The organism is Microbispora sp. GKU 823 (genome assembly GCF_002027145.1).
GTDB lineage: Bacteria > Actinomycetota > Actinomycetes > Streptosporangiales > Streptosporangiaceae > Microbispora > Microbispora siamensis.
Window position 1 is genome coordinate 34,329 of sequence record NZ_MWJN01000001.1, and the last position, 15,543, is coordinate 49,871.

The window sequence follows — 15,543 nt, forward strand, 5'->3', positions numbered from 1 at the left end:
CAGGCCACGGGGAGTGGGGTGGAACCCGGCGGCTTCCAGGGCCTCCGCCAGGGGTGAGTCGGTGATGGCGGTGCCGTCGGCCCGCTCGACCGTCAGCTTCCCCAGTGCCCCCCGCTTGACGGCGACCGCCAGGGCCTGGACGCCGGCCGCAGGTCCTCCTCGGGCCCGGACGAGAGCAGGGTCTTCCCGCCGCGCTCGACGTAGAGGATCAGTTCGCCCTCCACCAGCACCACCAGCGCGCCGGCCTTGCGGCCCGGCTTGTGGGTCACGTCGTCCGTGCGGTCCGGCCAGGGCAGGGCCGCGCCGTACGGGTTGGCCGGGTCGGTCGCCGCGAGCACGACCGCACGGCGGGGCGGCGGAGGGGCGGGGATCGACCACAGGTCCTCGGCCGGAGCGGGACGCGTGGAGGACATGGTGGAGGACATGGCGCGCATGCGGTCGACCGCGCCCGGCAGGGCGAACTGGGCGCCGCCCAGACCTTCGACGAAGTAGCCCCGGCGGCACCGGCCGCTCTCCTCGAAGGCGCGCAGCACCTGGTAGACGGCGGAGAACCCGCCGGGCAGGCGCTCGGCCGTGATGCCGCCCCGCGTCAGCACGCCGTGCCGCTCCAGCAGGACCTCGGCCTGCGCGTGCGCCCGCTGGGTGGCGTCGGGTGACGGCGAGGGCAGCAGCCACCAACGGCCGCTCACGGTCGGCGGGCCGCTTCTCGTCGGCAGCACCGCGCGGCGGCGCCTGGTCGCCGACGGCCGGTGGGCGGGCCGCCCGGTGCCCAGCGTCGAGCGAAGCGGGGCCAGCGTGTCGCCGGTGACCCGGCCCGCCCAGACGAGGTCCCACAGGGCCGCCGCGAGTGTCGTGTCGTCCGGCAGCGCGCTCGCGCGCGCGACACCCGCCACGCCATCCGGCCCCGTCGCGCCATCCGGCCCTGCTGTGCCCTCGCGGCCGAGGATTCTGGCCCGGCGGGCCGAGGCGGCGTCCGGGCCGGACAGGGGCGGCGCCTGGTCGCCGAGCGCCGCCGCCGCGATCCGGTTGGACAGCTCGCGGAAGAACAACGCGCCGCCCCCGCTCAGGATCTCCAAGATCTGCTCGTGCAGCGGAGTCATGGTGATCTCCGACGGCGCGGGGAGCAGCAGGGGTGCGGTGTCGGCGAAATAGAGACCGACCCACCCGTCGCCACCGGGCAGGGAGCCCTGGCCCACCCAGACGACCTCCCCGGACGAGGTCAGCTCGTCGAGCAGGGCGGGGGAGTATCCGGGCACTCGCGCGGGGAGCACCAGCGACTCCAATGCGGAAGCAGGGATGGCCGCTCCCTGCAAGCGTTCGATCGCCGTGATCAGAGCGTCCATGGCCCGCGGCGAGCCGTGGCCCTGGCCGTTCTGGGCGCCGGGCCCTGCGAGCCCGGTCCGGCCGCCGTCGCCGCCCGGTCCGCCGCCGGTCGGCGGGACGCTCTGGGGGACGATGCCGTGCCAGGCGGGCAGGAACGCCGCCAGCGTCTCCGGGGGGACCGGTTCGACCTCCTTGCGGAGCCGCGCCAGCGACCGGCGCCGCAGCAGCCGCAGCACCCCGGCGTCGCACCACTCCTCGCCCCGGCCCCCTGGGCGGAACTCGCCGGCGACCACCCTGCCTGCCGCCGCGAGACGGCGCAGCGCCTCGTCCACCACCGCGACGCCCACGCCGAAGCGCCCTGCGGCCGTGCCGGAGGTGAACGGCCCACGGGTGCGGGCGTGGCGCGCGACCAGGTCGCCGAGCGGGATCGGGGGCGGTGACCCGGCCCGGCCCGCCGGGCCCACCGGCGAGCGGCGCTTCGAGGAACTCGTGCGGGACGCCCACAGGCAACGGCACCCCGAGCGCGTCGCGCAGGCGCCAGGCGTCCTCCACCGCGGCCCATTGCTCGTGGCCCGCCACGCGTACCCGGATGGCCCGGCGCGCCCGCTCCAGGTCGGCGAGCCAGGCGGGATCTCCCTCGCGGATCGAGACGTCCTGGGCGAGCAGCGGACCGTGCGAGCGCAGCAGGTCGGCGAGGTCCTCGGCGTCGCGCAGCGGCCTGTCCAGCCGCGCCAGCTCCCGCTCGGTCTCGGCGACGACGTCCGGGTCGAGCAGCTCCCGCAGGTCGGCCTGCCCCATGAGCTCGGCGAGGAGCGCCGTGTCGAGGGCGAGCGCCTGCGCCCGCCGCTCGGCAAGCGGCGCGTCACCCTCGTACATGAACGCGCCGATGTAGTTGAACAGCAGTGACGCCGCGAACGGGGACGCCTGCGAGGTCTCCACCTCGACCACCCGCACCCGGCGGGCGGCGACGTCCCGCATGAGCTCCACCAGGCCCGGCACGTCGAAGACGTCCTGCAGGCACTCGCGCATCGTCTCCAGCACCACCGGGAACCCGGCGTACTTGCTCGCGACGCCGAGCAGGTGGGCCGCCCGCTGGCGCTGCTGCCACAGGGGGCTGCGCCTGCCGGGCGAGCGGCGCGGCAGCAGAAGGGCACGTCCGGCACATTCCCGGAACCGGGAGGCGAACAGGGCGGAGCCCCCCAGCTCCTCGACCACGACCTGCTCGATCTCCTCGGCGTCGAACACCGCGACGTCGGTCGGCGCCTCCTCGAAGGTGTCGGGCACGCGCAGCACGATGCCGTCGTCGGAGTGGACGGCCTGGACGTCGACGCCGTACCGCTCGCGCAGCCGCCGCCCGATGGCGAGCGCCCAGGGAGCGTGGACCCGCGCGCCGAAGGGGGAGTGGATCACCACGCGCCAGTCGCCCAGCTCGTCGCGGAACCGCTCGACCACGAGAGTGCGGTCGTCGGGCACATAGCCCGTCGCCTCCCGCTGCTCGGTCAGGTAGGCGAGCAGGTTGCCGACGGCGTAGTCGTCGAGCCCCGCCGCGCGGATCCGCTCGCGCGCCGACGCCGGGTCGCCCCGGCCGCCCGCCCCGGCGGACGACAGCTCGCGGAGGAACGCGCCGATCGCCCGGCCCAGCTCGGCGGGCCGGCCCGGGGCGTCTCCGTGCCAGAACGGCAGCTTGCCCGGCTGCCCGGGGGCGGGGGAGACCAGGACCCGGTCGGCGGTGATGTCCTCGATCCGCCACGAGGTGGCGCCCAGCACGAACACGTCGCCGACGCGGGACTCGTAGACCATCTCCTCGTCCAGCTCGCCCACGCGCGACGCCTTGTCGCCCACCAGGAACACGCCGAACAGCCCGCGGTCGGGGATGGTGCCCCCGTTCGTCACCGCCAGGCGCTGGGCCCCGGGACGGCCCTGCAGGGTGCCCGTCACCCGGTCCCACACGATGCGCGGACGCAGTTCGGCGAACTCCTCGCTCGGGTAGCGCCCGGCGAGCATGTCGAGCGTCGCCTCCAGCGCGCTGCGCGGCAGCGTGGCGTACGGCGCGGCCCGGCGCACCACCGCCTCCAGCGAGTCGACCGTCCACTCGTCGAGCGCCGTCATCGCGACGATCTGCTGGGCCAGCACGTCGAGGGGATTGCGCGGATAGCGGATCTCCTCGATCTGCCCCGTTCGCATGCGCTCGGCCACGACGGCCGTCTGGACCAGGTCGCCCCGATACTTGGGGAAGATCACGCCTCGGGACACGGCCCCGACCTGGTGCCCGGCGCGGCCGATGCGCTGCAGGCCGCTCGCCACGCTGGGCGGCGCCTCGACACAGGCCACCAGGTCCACCGACCCCATGTCGATGCCCAGCTCCAGGCTGGAGGTGGCGACCACCGCGGGCAGGCGGCCCGACTTCAGCGCCTCCTCGATCTGGGACCGCTCCTCCTTGGAGACGGAGCCGTGATGCGCCCGCACCACCTCGGGGATCGCTCCCGCCGAGGCCCCCGCCTGGGCCATCATCTCGGACGGCATGGCCGCCGGGCCGGTCCGCCGGGCATCCCCGCCTTGGGCATCAGGTCCTTCGCGCCGGTCCGACCATTGCGCGTGCAACTCCTCGAAGGCATCCGACCAGTGGGCCGGATCTCCCAGGCCAGGGCTCGGATCCTCGCTCCGCGCGGGAGCGGTCCGCCGCTCCCAGGCGAGCTCGTTGAGCCGGGTGCACAGGCGCTCCGACAGACGCCGCGAGTTGGCGAAGACGATCGTGGACCGATGGGCCTCGATCAGGTCGAGAAGGTGCTCCTCGACATGCGGCCAGATGCTCCTCCGGTGCTCCGGCGACTCGCCGTCGGCGCCGGGCGGAGGCGGCGCCAGCTCGGTCATGTCCTCCACCGGCACCACGACGTCGACCTCGATGACCTTCTCGGAGGGCGGCTGCACGACCGTGGCCGGGCGGGACCCGCCGAGGAACGTCGCCACCTCCTCGACCGGCCGTACGGTCGCCGACAGCCCGATGCGCTGGGCCGGAGCGGGCAGCAGGGCGTCGAGCCGCTCCAGCGTCAGCGCGAGATGCGCCCCGCGCTTGGTCCCCGCGACGGCGTGCACCTCGTCCACGATCACGGTTTCGACGCCGCGCAGCGCCTCGCGCGCCTGCGAGGTGAGGATCAGGAACAGGGACTCGGGCGTAGTGATCAGGATGTCGGAGGGCCGGGCGGCGAAACGGCGCCGATCCTCCGACGCGGTGTCTCCGGAGCGGATCGCCACCGAGATATCGGGGGCGGGCAGGCCCATCCGCAGCGCCGTCTGCCGGATGCCCGTGAGCGGGGCCCGCAGGTTGCGCTCGACGTCCACCGCGAGGGCCTTCAGGGGGGAGACGTACACGACCCGGCAGGGCCGGGGCGGCTCCCCCGTCATCCTTCCGGCCGCGTCGCGTGCCGCGGCGGCCGCCGGACTGTCCCGTCATGGATCCGCCGGGCCGCTCGCTCTGTCGTCCCGCCACAGATCCGCCGATCCGCTCCTCCCATGCCGCCAGGTCTCCCGGCGAGGCCGGGCCCGCCGTGTGCTCGACGGCGAGGCGATCGATGGCCCACAGGAAGGCCGCGAGCGTCTTGCCCGACCCGGTGGGAGCGACCACGAGCGTGTTCTCGCCCCGCGCGATCGACGACCACGCGCCCTCCTGCGCAGCGGTCGGCGTCGCGAAGGCGCCGGCGAACCACTCCCTGGTCACCGGGCTGAAGCCGTCGATCGCACCCACCTGCCCATCATGCATCCCCCCACCCGACAGAAAACAGCCGCACCGCCATCCCGTCACCAGGTGAGAGGCAAGTGCGGGGCAAGCCAGCCCAGGCAGGCGGCCGCTCCCCTGACCCGGGATGGCATGAGATGCCCCCATCGGGACAATCTTCCTGAGTATGGAAATCGACTACGCGGCCATCGAGGCGGAGCGCGCGCGGATCCGCGAGCGCTACCTGGGCGAGCGCCGTGCCGCCAGCAGCGCGAGGGGCCTGCACCACTTCGCGCTGATCTCGTCCGACGTCGAGCGGACGATCCGCTTCTACCACGAGCTCCTCGAGTTCCCGCTGACCGAGATATTCGAGAACCGCGACTACCGCGGGTCCAACCACTTCTTCTTCGACATCGGCAACGGCAACCTGCTGGCGTTCTTCGACCTCCCCGGCCTCGACCTGGAGCCGTACAAGGAGGTCCTCGGCGGGCTCCACCACATCGCGATCTCGGTGGAGCGGGCGACCTGGGAGCGCCTGCGCGGCAAGCTCGACGCCGCCGCCGTGCCGTACCAGGTGGAGAGCGGCAGCTCGATCTACTTCCAGGACCCGGACGGCGCCCGCCTGGAACTGCTCGCGGACCCGCTCGGCGAGATGTACGGCACCCGCGTCATGTGACGCCGTCTCCTGCCGGTCGGGAAGCGATCGCGGCGCCGCGGCCGGGACGGGTCATCCGGGCCGCGGCGTCATACTGAACGCATGCGCCTCACAGACTTCTGGAACAGGATGCGCCGCCACTTCGGGGAGGCGTACGCGGAGTCGTGGGCGAAGGACTACGTGATCGCCGGGCTCGGCGGGCGCACGGTCGAGCAGGCCCTCTCCGAGGGCGTGGCGGCCAAGCAGGTCTGGCAGGCCGTCTGCCAGGAGGTCGACGTGGACCCCAAGCTGCGCTGAAACCCCTCTCCCGCCTGCCGGCAGAGCGCGCCGGCGGCCACCGCTCGGCGGCGCTCCCCGCCGGCTCCACCCCGTGACCGCGGCGGTGTGATCCCGTCACGTGTCATTCCGTCCGTTACTCATGCCCTCCACCGTCTACGGCGACCACTTGAACGACGGTTGAGTGCTTGCTAGCGTGTTTAGCGGATGAACACGGAGGAAGCGCATGAGCGGAGACCACTTCACTCCCGATGAGGCTCTCCAGGAGATCGGGCGCGTGGGACGGCGGGTCCGGCACTCCTCGCGCGGGCCCGGACGGGCGTACCTGTTCGTGGGACTGGCCACGATGGTCTACTGGCCGGCGATTTTCCTCGGCGGCCACCCCTTGCCGTTGATCGCCGGGCTCGGATGGATCGTCCTGACGGTCGCCCTGTGCGTGTACTGGGCCCGGCTGCGGGTTCACGATCGGCTGATGAAGCGGATCAACGGGCCGGTCTCGGCCGCGTACGTGATGACGATGGCGGTGCCGTTCGTCGTCGGCGTCTGGCTGCTGCCCGACCGGCCCACGGCGGGCTGGACGGCGGCGTTCGCCGCGCTGTCGGTGCTCGCCGGGCTGCCTCTGGTGTACGGCGGGCTCCGCGTGATGAGGAACCGATGACGGCCCATCCGCGCCACGAGCTCGACGAGATCATCCACGCGCCGGTGCGGCTGTCGATCATGGCGGCCCTGGCCGCGGCGGACAAGGCCGACTTCCGCTTCCTCCGCGACACCATCGAGGTCAGCGACTCGCTGCTCAGCAAGCACATCCTGACGCTCGAACAGGCCGGTTACGTCCGGGTGGAGAAGACCTTCGTCGGCAAGCGCGCGCGCACCTGGCTCTCGCTGACCGATGGGGGACGTACGGCCTTCGAGACATACATGGACGTTCTACGACGAATTGTGGAGGCAGCCCCCCGTGCTTGAGATCGACGGCCTGCGCAAACGCTATGGAGACAAGACCGCCCTCGACGGGGTGGGCTTCACCGTACGGCCGGGCGAGATGTTCGGGTTCGTCGGCGCCAACGGCGCGGGCAAGACGACGACGATGCGGATCGTCATGGGCGTGCTCGACGCCGACACCGGCGAGGTGCGCCTCGACGGGCGCCCGGTGACGTACGACGACCGCCGCACGTTCGGCTACATGCCGGAGGAGCGCGGCCTCTACCAGAAGATGAAGGTCGCCGAGCAGATCGAATACTTCGGCAGGCTCCACGGGCTCGCCCCGGCCGCCGCGCGCTCGGCCACCTCCGCCCTGGTCGAACGGCTCGGCCTGGTCGAGCGGCGCGACGACGCCGTGGAGGCGCTGTCGCTCGGCAACCAGCAGCGGGTGCAGCTCGCCGTCGCGCTCGTCCACGAGCCGGCGGTGCTGATCCTCGACGAGCCGTTCTCGGGCCTCGACCCGCTGGCGGTCGACGCGCTCGCGGAGGTGCTCAAGGACCGAGCCGCCGCGGGCGTGCCGGTGATCTTCTCCAGCCACCAGCTCGACCTGGTCGAACAGCTCTGCGACTCCGTGGGCATCATCTCGGCGGGCCGCATGGTGGCGTACGGGCCGGTCGGCGAGCTGCGCGAGCGGGAGGGCCGCGGGGTGCTGCGGGTCGTGGTCAGGGGCGCCGCGCCCGGCTGGGCCGACGGCCTGCCCGGCGAGCTGACCCGCGAGGGCGACCGCGACGTCCTGCGGTGCGAGGAGGGCGACGACCAGGACATCCTGCGTACGGCGATCGGAGCGGGCAGGGTGGAGCACTTCGGCCGCAGGCAGCCGACGCTGGCCGAGATCTTCAGGGAGGCGGTGGCATGAACGGCCTGTGGCTGGTGGCCCAGCGGGAGATCCGCACGCGCGTCAGGACGAAGTCGTACCTGATCAGTCTGGCGGTCAGCGCCGTCCTGGTGGCCGCGCTCGCGTTCCTGCCCAAGGTCCTCGCCGGCGACGACACCTACAACGTGGGCGTCGTGGGCGACGCGCCCCCGCCCGCGGCCCAGCTCGCGTACTCCCGGTGGCCGGACGAGGCGGCCGCGCGGAAGGCCGTGATCGACGGGGACCTCGACGCGGCCCTGATCGACGGGAACAAGGTCCTCGCGAACGGCGAGCTCGACCAGCGGCTGGGACTGGTCCTGGAGAGCGCCCACCGCGACGCCCAGATCAAGGCGGCCGGCCTCACCATCACGCCGCTGACGGTGGAGTCGGTCGGCGCGGACGCCCGCTACCAGGGCGTGCGCACCGGCATCGCCACGCTGATCGTGATGGTGCTGTTCTTCCTGCTCATCTACTCCTCGATGTTCGTCGCCATGGGCGTGGTGGAGGAGAAGGGCAGCCGCATCGTGGAGATCCTGCTCACCTCGGTGCGCCCCTGGCAGCTCCTCGGCGGCAAGATCGTCGGGCTGGGCTCGCTGGGGCTGGTCAACCTCGTCGTGGTCATCGCCGCAGGTCTGGCGGCGTCGTTCGCGACCGGCTTCACGGCCGACCTGCCGCCCGGAATGGGGGGAATCGTGGTCAGCGCGGTCGTCTGGTTCGTGCTGGGCTACGCCTTCTTCTCGGCGCTCGCCGCCGCCTTCGGTTCCCTGGTGTCGCGGCAGGAGGAGCTCAACACCGTCCTGACGCCGATGACCATGCTCATGATGCTCACCTACCTGACGGCCTACTTCGCCGCCGTCGAGCCGACGGGCACGGTCGCGCGCGTGCTGTCGTTCGTGCCGCCGTTCTCCTCGATGGTCATGCCCGTGCGTACGGCCGCCGTCGACGTGCCGCTGGGGGAGATCCTCATCGCCGGGGCTCTCATGGTCGTGGCCGTGGTGGCCGTCCTGCTGGGCGCGGCCCGCGTGTACCGGAGGGCGGTGCTCCGCACCGGCGCGCGGGTCAAGCTGGGCGAGGTCGTCCGCTGACGGCCGGGGCACCGCCGCGAGGATCAGGGGTGCCGGGAGAGCGTCCGATGGATCAGTTCGGCCGCACGGCCGGGGTCGTCGGCGCTCTCTTGGCCGCCCGGCGCCCACAGGAACATCCAGCCTTCCTTGGCGGGCGTCGCGAAGACGATCGTCTGCCTGCCGGTGCCCGGGTGCCAGACGGACAGGACCGGGTCGTCCGTGCCGAGCAGCCGTGCGGAGAGACCGTGCTCGGGGAGCCGCGCCGCGAGCGCCTCAAGGCGGGCCAGGCGCTGTCCGCTGTAGTCGCCGGTGCCCGTCACGTGGCCCCTCCAGCGGGGAGATCCAGCTTTGCTACAAGGATCGTCCCAGGTCAGGGCGGTGGCAACCATGGCAGAGTAACGCCCGGGAATGTAACGGCGCGGTTGGGACGCCGTTCGTTCGCGGGCTCGTCGGCGGTTCCGGCATGTGATCGAACAGTCGTTCGGCTATATTGGACTGGTCGCCGCCGGGGTGCGCGCCGTCAGGTCGCCGGGGCGCGACAGGCTCCCGGCCCGCCTTCCGGGGCGGACTGCGGGAAGCTCCGGAAAATGTCGGTGGCACCCCGTAGCTTTTCGGTGACCGAGCAGACGACCACCCTTCAGGGGGCACCCAATGGCAATCAACGACCGCGAGAAGGCCCTTGAGACCGCCCTCGCGCAAATCGAGCGGCAGTTCGGCAAGGGCAGCGTCATGCGCCTCGGAGACGACGCGCGTGCCCCGATCGAGGTCATCCCCACCGGTTCGATCGCTCTCGATGTCGCCCTCGGCATCGGCGGCTATCCCCGCGGCAGGATCGTCGAGGTGTACGGCCCCGAGTCCTCCGGTAAGACGACGGTCGCCCTGCACGCCGTGGCCAACGCGCAGAAGGGCGGCGGCATCGCCGCGTTCATCGACGCCGAGCACGCCCTCGACCCCGAGTACGCCAAGAAGCTGGGCGTCGACGTCGACGCGTTGCTCGTCTCCCAGCCGGACACCGGTGAGCAGGCGCTGGAGATCGCGGACATGCTGATCCGCTCCGGCGCCGTCGACATCATCGTGATCGACTCGGTGGCGGCCCTCGTGCCGAAGGCCGAGATCGAGGGCGAGATGGGCGACAGCCACGTCGGTCTCCAGGCCCGCCTCATGTCGCAGGCCCTGCGCAAGATCGCCGGCGCGCTGAACCAGACCCGGACCACCGCCATCTTCATCAACCAGCTCCGCGAGAAGATCGGCGTCATGTTCGGAAGCCCCGAGACCACCACGGGTGGCAAGGCGCTGAAGTTCTACGCGTCGGTGCGGCTGGACGCGCGCAGGATCGAGACGCTCAAGGACGGCACCGAGCCGGTCGGCAACCGGACCCGGGTGAAGGTCGTCAAGAACAAGATGGCCCCGCCCTTCCGCCAGGCCGACTTCGACATCCTGTACGGCATCGGCATCTCCCGCGAGGGCGGGCTGATCGACATGGGCGTCGAGCACGGGTTCGTGCGCAAGGCCGGCGCCTGGTACACGTACGAGGGCGACCAGCTCGGGCAGGGCAAGGAGAACGCCCGCAACTTCCTCAAGAACAACCCCGACATCGCCAACGAGATCGAGAAGAAGATCAAGGAGAAGCTCGGTGTCGGGCCGCGGCTCGACTCGCCGAGCGAGCCCCCCGCCGCTCCGGCGGCGCCGCCCGCCCCCACGTCCGGCCGGGGCAGCAAGGCGGCCAGCGCGCCCAAGCCGGGTGACGTCTGAGCGCAGGCATGAGGCGCGAGGAGGCCCCGGCCCGGACGACGAGATCGGGCCGGGGGACTGGACTCGGGACCCTGGGGGCCGGCCGAAGAGCCGCGCGGGCGGGCTGAGGACGCGTCCGCGACGATCGCCGCCCTGCGCGAGGAGATTCGGCGCGCGGAGACCGGGCGTGCGGAAGCCGGGCGTGCGGAAGCCGGTCAGGAGGCCGGCCGGGCCGGACGCCGGCGCCAGGGACGTGGCAGCCGCCGAGGAGAACGGGCACGCCTGCGAGAACAGGAAGCTCCGGGAGACCAGGCAGGGCTGGGAGACCGGGCATGGCTGGGGGAACCGGGAGCTCTGGGAGACCGGGCAGGACTACGGGAACCGGGATCTCTGGGGGAACGGAGAGCGCCGAGAGGCCGGGGAAAGCGTGAGCGCTCCGGCGGGTGGCTTCCCGACGGGCCGCAGGAGGGCACCGCGGCGAGCGAGGGACCTCCGGCCGACCCCGAGGCGGTGGCCAGAGCCATCTGCCTGCGGCTGCTGACGATGGCGCCCAAGACCCGGGCCCAGCTCGCGGACGCCCTGCGCAAGCGGGACGTGCCCGAGGAGGCGGCGAACGCCGTGCTGGAGCGGTTCTCCGAGGTCGGGCTCATCGACGACGAGGCCTTCGCCGCCGCGTGGGTGAGCTCCCGGCACAGCGGTCGCGGGCTCGCCCGCCGCGCGCTCGCCCAGGAACTGCGACAGCGCGGCGTGGCCGAGGAGACGGTCAAGGACGCCGTCGGGCGGCTCGATCCGGACGAGGAGGCCGAGACCGCACGCAGGCTGGTGGACCGGAAGCTGGCCGCCACCCGCGGCGTGGAGCCGCAGGCACGGATGCGACGATTGGTCGGCATGCTGGCCCGCAAGGGCTACTCGCCGGGACTCGCCTTCCGTGTGGTCCGAGAGGCGATCGAGGCCGAAGGCAGTCCGTCAGATGGGCTTCCGGATACCTTCGAGTGAGCCATAGCACCACACAAAAGTCACTTGACAGGGCATCTTTGCTTGCTCGTTACCTCTCTGACGCTTAATCTCGACCGCAGTGAGGAGTTACTCCGCGCAGCGCGGATTGCCATAACGGTGTACCACGACGGACGAGAGACATTGACCGGCCTTCGGGCCATATCGGTCGCCCCTCGGGGCGTCCGGGCATTGCGACGATATTTGTCCTGGTGACGCCACCGGGCGCTGCCGTGCTGCGCGTGTGACCCCTGCCAAGAGTTGTCGTGAGGGGTGAGCGCGCATGGACACGATCGTGATCGTTCTTGCGGTTGCGGTGGTGCTGCTGGCTCTCGTGATGATCGCCGCCCTCGTCATAGTCATGCGCCGCACCGGTGTCGTCACACCGCCCGGCCCCTCGCCCGAGCAACTCGCCGAGGTGAAGGCCGAGGTCAACGAGGAACTCGAACGGGCCAGGCGCGAGGCCGAGGAGATCCGCACGAAGGCGGAGCGTGACGCGGGGGAGATTCTCAAGAAGTCGGAGGCACTCGCAGAGAGCGCCGCGCTGATGCGCAAGGAGGTCGAGGAGGAGGCGCGGATCCTCAAGACGGAGCTCAAGGAGCTGCGCTCCGACCTCGAACGGCGCGAGAACCGGCTGGCCGAGCGGGAGCAGCGGCTCGACGAGGAGGCGCGCAGGCAGACCGAGCGGGCCCGCAAGCTGGCCGAGACCGAGACCGAGCTGGCCGACCGCCGCGAGGAGCTGGAGCGGGTGGCCGAGCGGCGGCAGGAGATCCTTGAGCGGGTCGCCGGCCTGACGGCCGAGCAGGCCAAGGCGGAGCTGGTCAAGGAGATCGAGAACCAGGCCAAGCGCGAGGCCGCGCTGATCGTCCGGGAGATCGAGAGCGAGGCCCGGAAGGAGGGCGAGAAACGCGCCTGCAAGATCGTGACGCTGGCCGTGCAGCGGGTCGCCACCGAGCAGACGGCCGAGTCGGTCGTGAGCGTCCTCCACCTGCCCGGCGACGAGATGAAGGGCCGCATCATCGGCCGCGAGGGCCGCAACATCAGGGCCTTCGAGTCCACCACCGGGGTCAACCTGATCATCGACGACACGCCGGAGGCGGTGCTGTTGTCGTGTTTCGACCCGGTCCGGCGGGAGACGGCCAGACTGACGCTGGAGAAGCTCGTGCTCGACGGCCGGATCCACCCCCAGCGCATCGAGGAGGCGTACGAGCGCAGCAAGGCCGAGGTGCGGGACCTGTGCGTGCGGGCGGGAGAGGACGCGCTGGTCGAGCTGGGCATCACCGAGATGCACCCCGAGCTGGTCACCCTGCTGGGCCAGCTCCGCTACCGCACCTCCTACGGCCAGAACGTGCTCAAGCACCTGATCGAGTCGGCGCACATCGCCGGGATCATGGCCGCCGAGCTGCGGCTCGACCGTGACCTCGTCAAGCGCTGCGCGCTTCTGCACGACATCGGCAAGGCGCTCACCCACGAGGTCGAGGGCAGTCACGCGATGATCGGCGCGGAGATCGCCCGGCGGTACGGCGAGCACGAGGACGTCGTCCACGCCATCGAGGCGCACCACAACGAGGTGGAGGTCAGGACCGTCGAGGCGGTCCTCACCCAGGCCGCGGACGCGATCAGCGGCAGCCGCCCCGGCGCCCGCCGCGAGTCCCTGGAGGCGTACGTCAAGCGGCTGGAGCGCCTGGAGGAGATCGCCCAGTCGTACGACGGTGTGGACAAGGTCTTCGCCATGCAGGCGGGCCGGGAGATCCGGGTCATGGTCAGGCCCGAGAACGTGGACGACATCCAGGCCCAGGTCATCGCCAGGGACGTCGCCAAGCAGGTCGAGGAGGAGCTGACCTACCCCGGCCAGATCCGGATCACCGTGGTCCGCGAGTCCCGCGCCACGGAATTCGCCCGTTAGAACCCCACCCCGCCGGTGCCCAAGACGGCGTCTGCCAAGACCAAGGGCCCCCGCCCAGTGCTGGGCGGGGGCCCGGGGCCCGGTTCGTGCGGGGGCGGCCCGGTGGGACGCCCCCTGATCAGGCGCTCAGGCCTTCAGGCTGAGTGCGTCGGCGAGGTCGTTGAGCGCCTTCGCCAGCGTCGCCTGCGCGCCGACGGAGGTGTCGAGCTGGTGGGAGACGGCCCGAAGCTGCGCCACGGCGGCGTTCTTCTGCGGCCCGTCCGTGAACCGCTCGGCCCGGTCGACGAACTTCCGCACGTTGGCGGCGGTGTCGGCGGGCATGGTGCCGGTGCGCAGCGCCTGCGCGTAGTAGGCGCGCACCAGCGGGAAGCTCGCCGGCCACGTCACCCGGGGCTGGTGCTGGGTGTTGAACCGGTCGAAGGTGGCCGTGGCCGCCGCGTCGATCTCGGCCTGGTCCAGGTGCTCGCTCGGGGTCAGCGCGAACGCGTCGAACCCGCGGGCGATCTCGCTGCCGTAGACATGGCCGTTGTAGTAGTACGCGGACCAGAAACCACCGAGGAGCAGAGAGGCCGCGTTGACCGGACCCCGGTCGAAGTACGCGATCTCATGCGGGTTGGCCGAGTCGGTGAAGTCGAACACCGAGACACCGCCCTGATACCAGGCCTGGACCATGATGTCCCGGCCGGGCACGGGAACGAGCGACCCGTTGTGCGCGACGCAGTTCTCCTGGTTCGTCTGCGGCACCGGCAGCTTGTAGTAGCTGCGGAACTTCAGCTTGCCGTCGACGATGTCGAAGATGGCGTCCGCGCCCCACGACGGCTCGTCGGTGACCCGGCAACGCGCCCCGCTGCCGCCGCCCCACTCGTCGGTGAAGACGACCTTCGTCCCGTCGTTGTTGAACGTGGCCGAGTGCCAGTACGCGAAGTTCGGGTCCGTCACCGCGTCGAGCCGCTTGGGGTTGGCCGGGTCGGAGATGTCGATCAGGAGCCCGTTGCCCGCACACGCCCCGGCCGCGAGGCCGATCTCGGGGTAGGCCGTGATGTCGTGGCAGTGGGTGGTGACGGGCGACGGCGACCAGGCCGAGCCGGACGGGTGCCGCGGGGTCTGCGGGGTGTTCTGCAGACCGTTGATCGCCCCGGTCTCCGGATCGGTGAACAGGCGCGGCGTGGAGACGATCGCCGCGTTCTGCGGCGCCGCCACCGGCACCTTGATGACCTCGATGCGCCACTGGGCCGTGTTCGGGTCGGTCGCCGCGGTGTTGGCGCAGCCCGCGAGCTCGGAACCCGAGCGGATGCTCGCCGTGCCCTGGACGTAGACGTACACGTTGCCCGGGTCGTTCTTGCTGGTGACCAGGGTGTGCGTGTGCGAGCCGCGGCAGGTCTGGACGGCCGCCACCTGGACCGGCTTGCTGATGTCGCTGATGTCGAACACCCGGACGCCGCGGAAGCGGTCCGGGTTCACGCTGCCGCTCGCGCCCTGCGTGCCGCAGTCGATCCGGCCCCGGGTCTCCTCCACCGACATGAACAGCAGGTTGCCGTACACCGACAGGTCGCCCTGGCCGCCCGGGCACACCACGGAGGTGGTCAGGACAGGGTTCGAGGGCGTGGAGACGTCGTAGATGTTGAAACCGGTGTAGTTGCCGACGAACGCGTACTTGCCGCTGAACGCCATGTCCGAGTTCGCGTACGACGAGTTGCCCGGGCTCGAGGCCTGGTAGAAGCCCTCAGGCTTGTCCCGGTGGGCCAGCAGTTCCAGCCCCTGGCTCGCCTGCTGGGCATCCAGCCATCCGGCCCCCAGACCGGCTCGTGGATCGGTGTCGCTCGCCATGGCTGTGGCGGGCATGACGCCCACCAGGGCCGCCCCAACGGCGACGACTCCGATCTTCCTTAATCCAGCACGCCCCCAACGTGCTGCCGCACGGCTGATCCTCAAGGGTCGCCACCCCTCCTTTTCTGGTCTTGCCGGCGTGACCCATTGCGCGTGCGACAGATCCCGGGGCCCGGCCCAGCCCAAAAGATCTACGCGGCGTTTGGGGGACACTAACTGAATCTG

11 protein-coding genes and 1 pseudogene are annotated in these 15,543 nt (G+C 71.7%); 9 read left to right on the forward strand and 3 right to left on the reverse strand.

What is annotated here, in order from left to right:
• Window positions 1–1,019: 1,019 nt before the first annotated feature.
• Window positions 1,020–5,080, reverse strand: a pseudogene (locus B1L11_RS00160) (DEAD/DEAH box helicase); the annotation flags it as partial.
• Window positions 5,081–5,222: 142 nt separating this feature from the next.
• On the opposite strand from B1L11_RS00160, the gene B1L11_RS00170 reads away from it, so the two are divergent.
• From B1L11_RS00170 to B1L11_RS00195, 6 genes are all read left to right on the forward strand, one after another.
• Entirely contained in the window at window positions 5,223–5,711 is a 489-nt protein-coding gene (locus tag B1L11_RS00170; RefSeq protein WP_079312004.1) for a VOC family protein, read from the forward strand.
• Window positions 5,712–5,792: 81 nt separating this feature from the next.
• Window positions 5,793–5,987: a DUF3046 domain-containing protein gene (locus B1L11_RS00175; protein WP_079312006.1), complete on the forward strand. Its 195-nt coding sequence runs from the start codon at window positions 5,793–5,795 to the stop codon at window positions 5,985–5,987.
• A 205-nt stretch (window positions 5,988–6,192) separates the two neighbouring features.
• The gene (locus B1L11_RS00180; protein WP_079312008.1) at window positions 6,193–6,624 is read left to right on the forward strand and encodes a hypothetical protein; all 432 of its coding nucleotides are present in this window, start codon (window positions 6,193–6,195) and stop codon (window positions 6,622–6,624) included.
• Window positions 6,621–6,929: a transcriptional regulator gene (locus tag B1L11_RS00185; RefSeq protein ID WP_079312010.1), complete on the forward strand. Its 309-nt coding sequence runs from the start codon at window positions 6,621–6,623 to the stop codon at window positions 6,927–6,929. The genes B1L11_RS00180 and B1L11_RS00185 overlap by 4 nt, the downstream gene beginning before the upstream one ends.
• On the forward strand, window positions 6,922–7,800 hold the full coding sequence (locus B1L11_RS00190; RefSeq protein WP_079312012.1) for an ABC transporter ATP-binding protein: 879 nt from the start codon (window positions 6,922–6,924) through the stop codon (window positions 7,798–7,800). The genes B1L11_RS00185 and B1L11_RS00190 overlap by 8 nt, the downstream gene beginning before the upstream one ends.
• A complete protein-coding gene (locus tag B1L11_RS00195) occupies window positions 7,797–8,882 on the forward strand; it encodes an ABC transporter permease (RefSeq protein WP_079312014.1) in 1,086 nt (361 codons plus the stop codon). The genes B1L11_RS00190 and B1L11_RS00195 overlap by 4 nt, the downstream gene beginning before the upstream one ends.
• A 23-nt stretch (window positions 8,883–8,905) precedes the next feature.
• Here B1L11_RS00195 and B1L11_RS00200 read toward each other — a convergent pair whose 3' ends face one another.
• Window positions 8,906–9,181: a hypothetical protein gene (locus B1L11_RS00200; protein ID WP_079312016.1), complete on the reverse strand. Its 276-nt coding sequence runs from the start codon at window positions 9,179–9,181 to the stop codon at window positions 8,906–8,908.
• Window positions 9,182–9,512: 331 nt separating this feature from the next.
• Between B1L11_RS00200 and recA the strand changes: the two genes are divergently transcribed.
• The 3 genes from recA (at window position 9,513) to rny (ending at window position 13,491) form a co-directional block, all read left to right on the forward strand.
• On the forward strand, window positions 9,513–10,613 hold the full coding sequence (gene recA / locus B1L11_RS00205; RefSeq protein WP_030506474.1) for a recombinase RecA: 1,101 nt from the start codon (window positions 9,513–9,515) through the stop codon (window positions 10,611–10,613).
• A 315-nt stretch (window positions 10,614–10,928) separates the two neighbouring features.
• Window positions 10,929–11,588 carry a recombination regulator RecX gene (recX, locus tag B1L11_RS00210; protein WP_079312018.1) on the forward strand — a complete coding sequence of 220 codons (660 nt, stop codon included), beginning with the start codon at window positions 10,929–10,931 and terminating at the stop codon, window positions 11,586–11,588.
• Between the two features lie 280 nt (window positions 11,589–11,868).
• Window positions 11,869–13,491, forward strand: coding sequence for a ribonuclease Y (gene rny, locus B1L11_RS00215; protein ID WP_079312020.1), 1,623 nt, complete (start codon window positions 11,869–11,871; stop codon window positions 13,489–13,491).
• 126 nt (window positions 13,492–13,617) lie between these two features.
• Here rny and B1L11_RS00220 read toward each other — a convergent pair whose 3' ends face one another.
• The gene (locus B1L11_RS00220; RefSeq protein WP_079312395.1) at window positions 13,618–15,333 is read right to left on the reverse strand and encodes an LVIVD repeat-containing protein; all 1,716 of its coding nucleotides are present in this window, start codon (window positions 15,331–15,333) and stop codon (window positions 13,618–13,620) included.
• Between the last annotated feature and the right edge of the window lie 210 nt (window positions 15,334–15,543).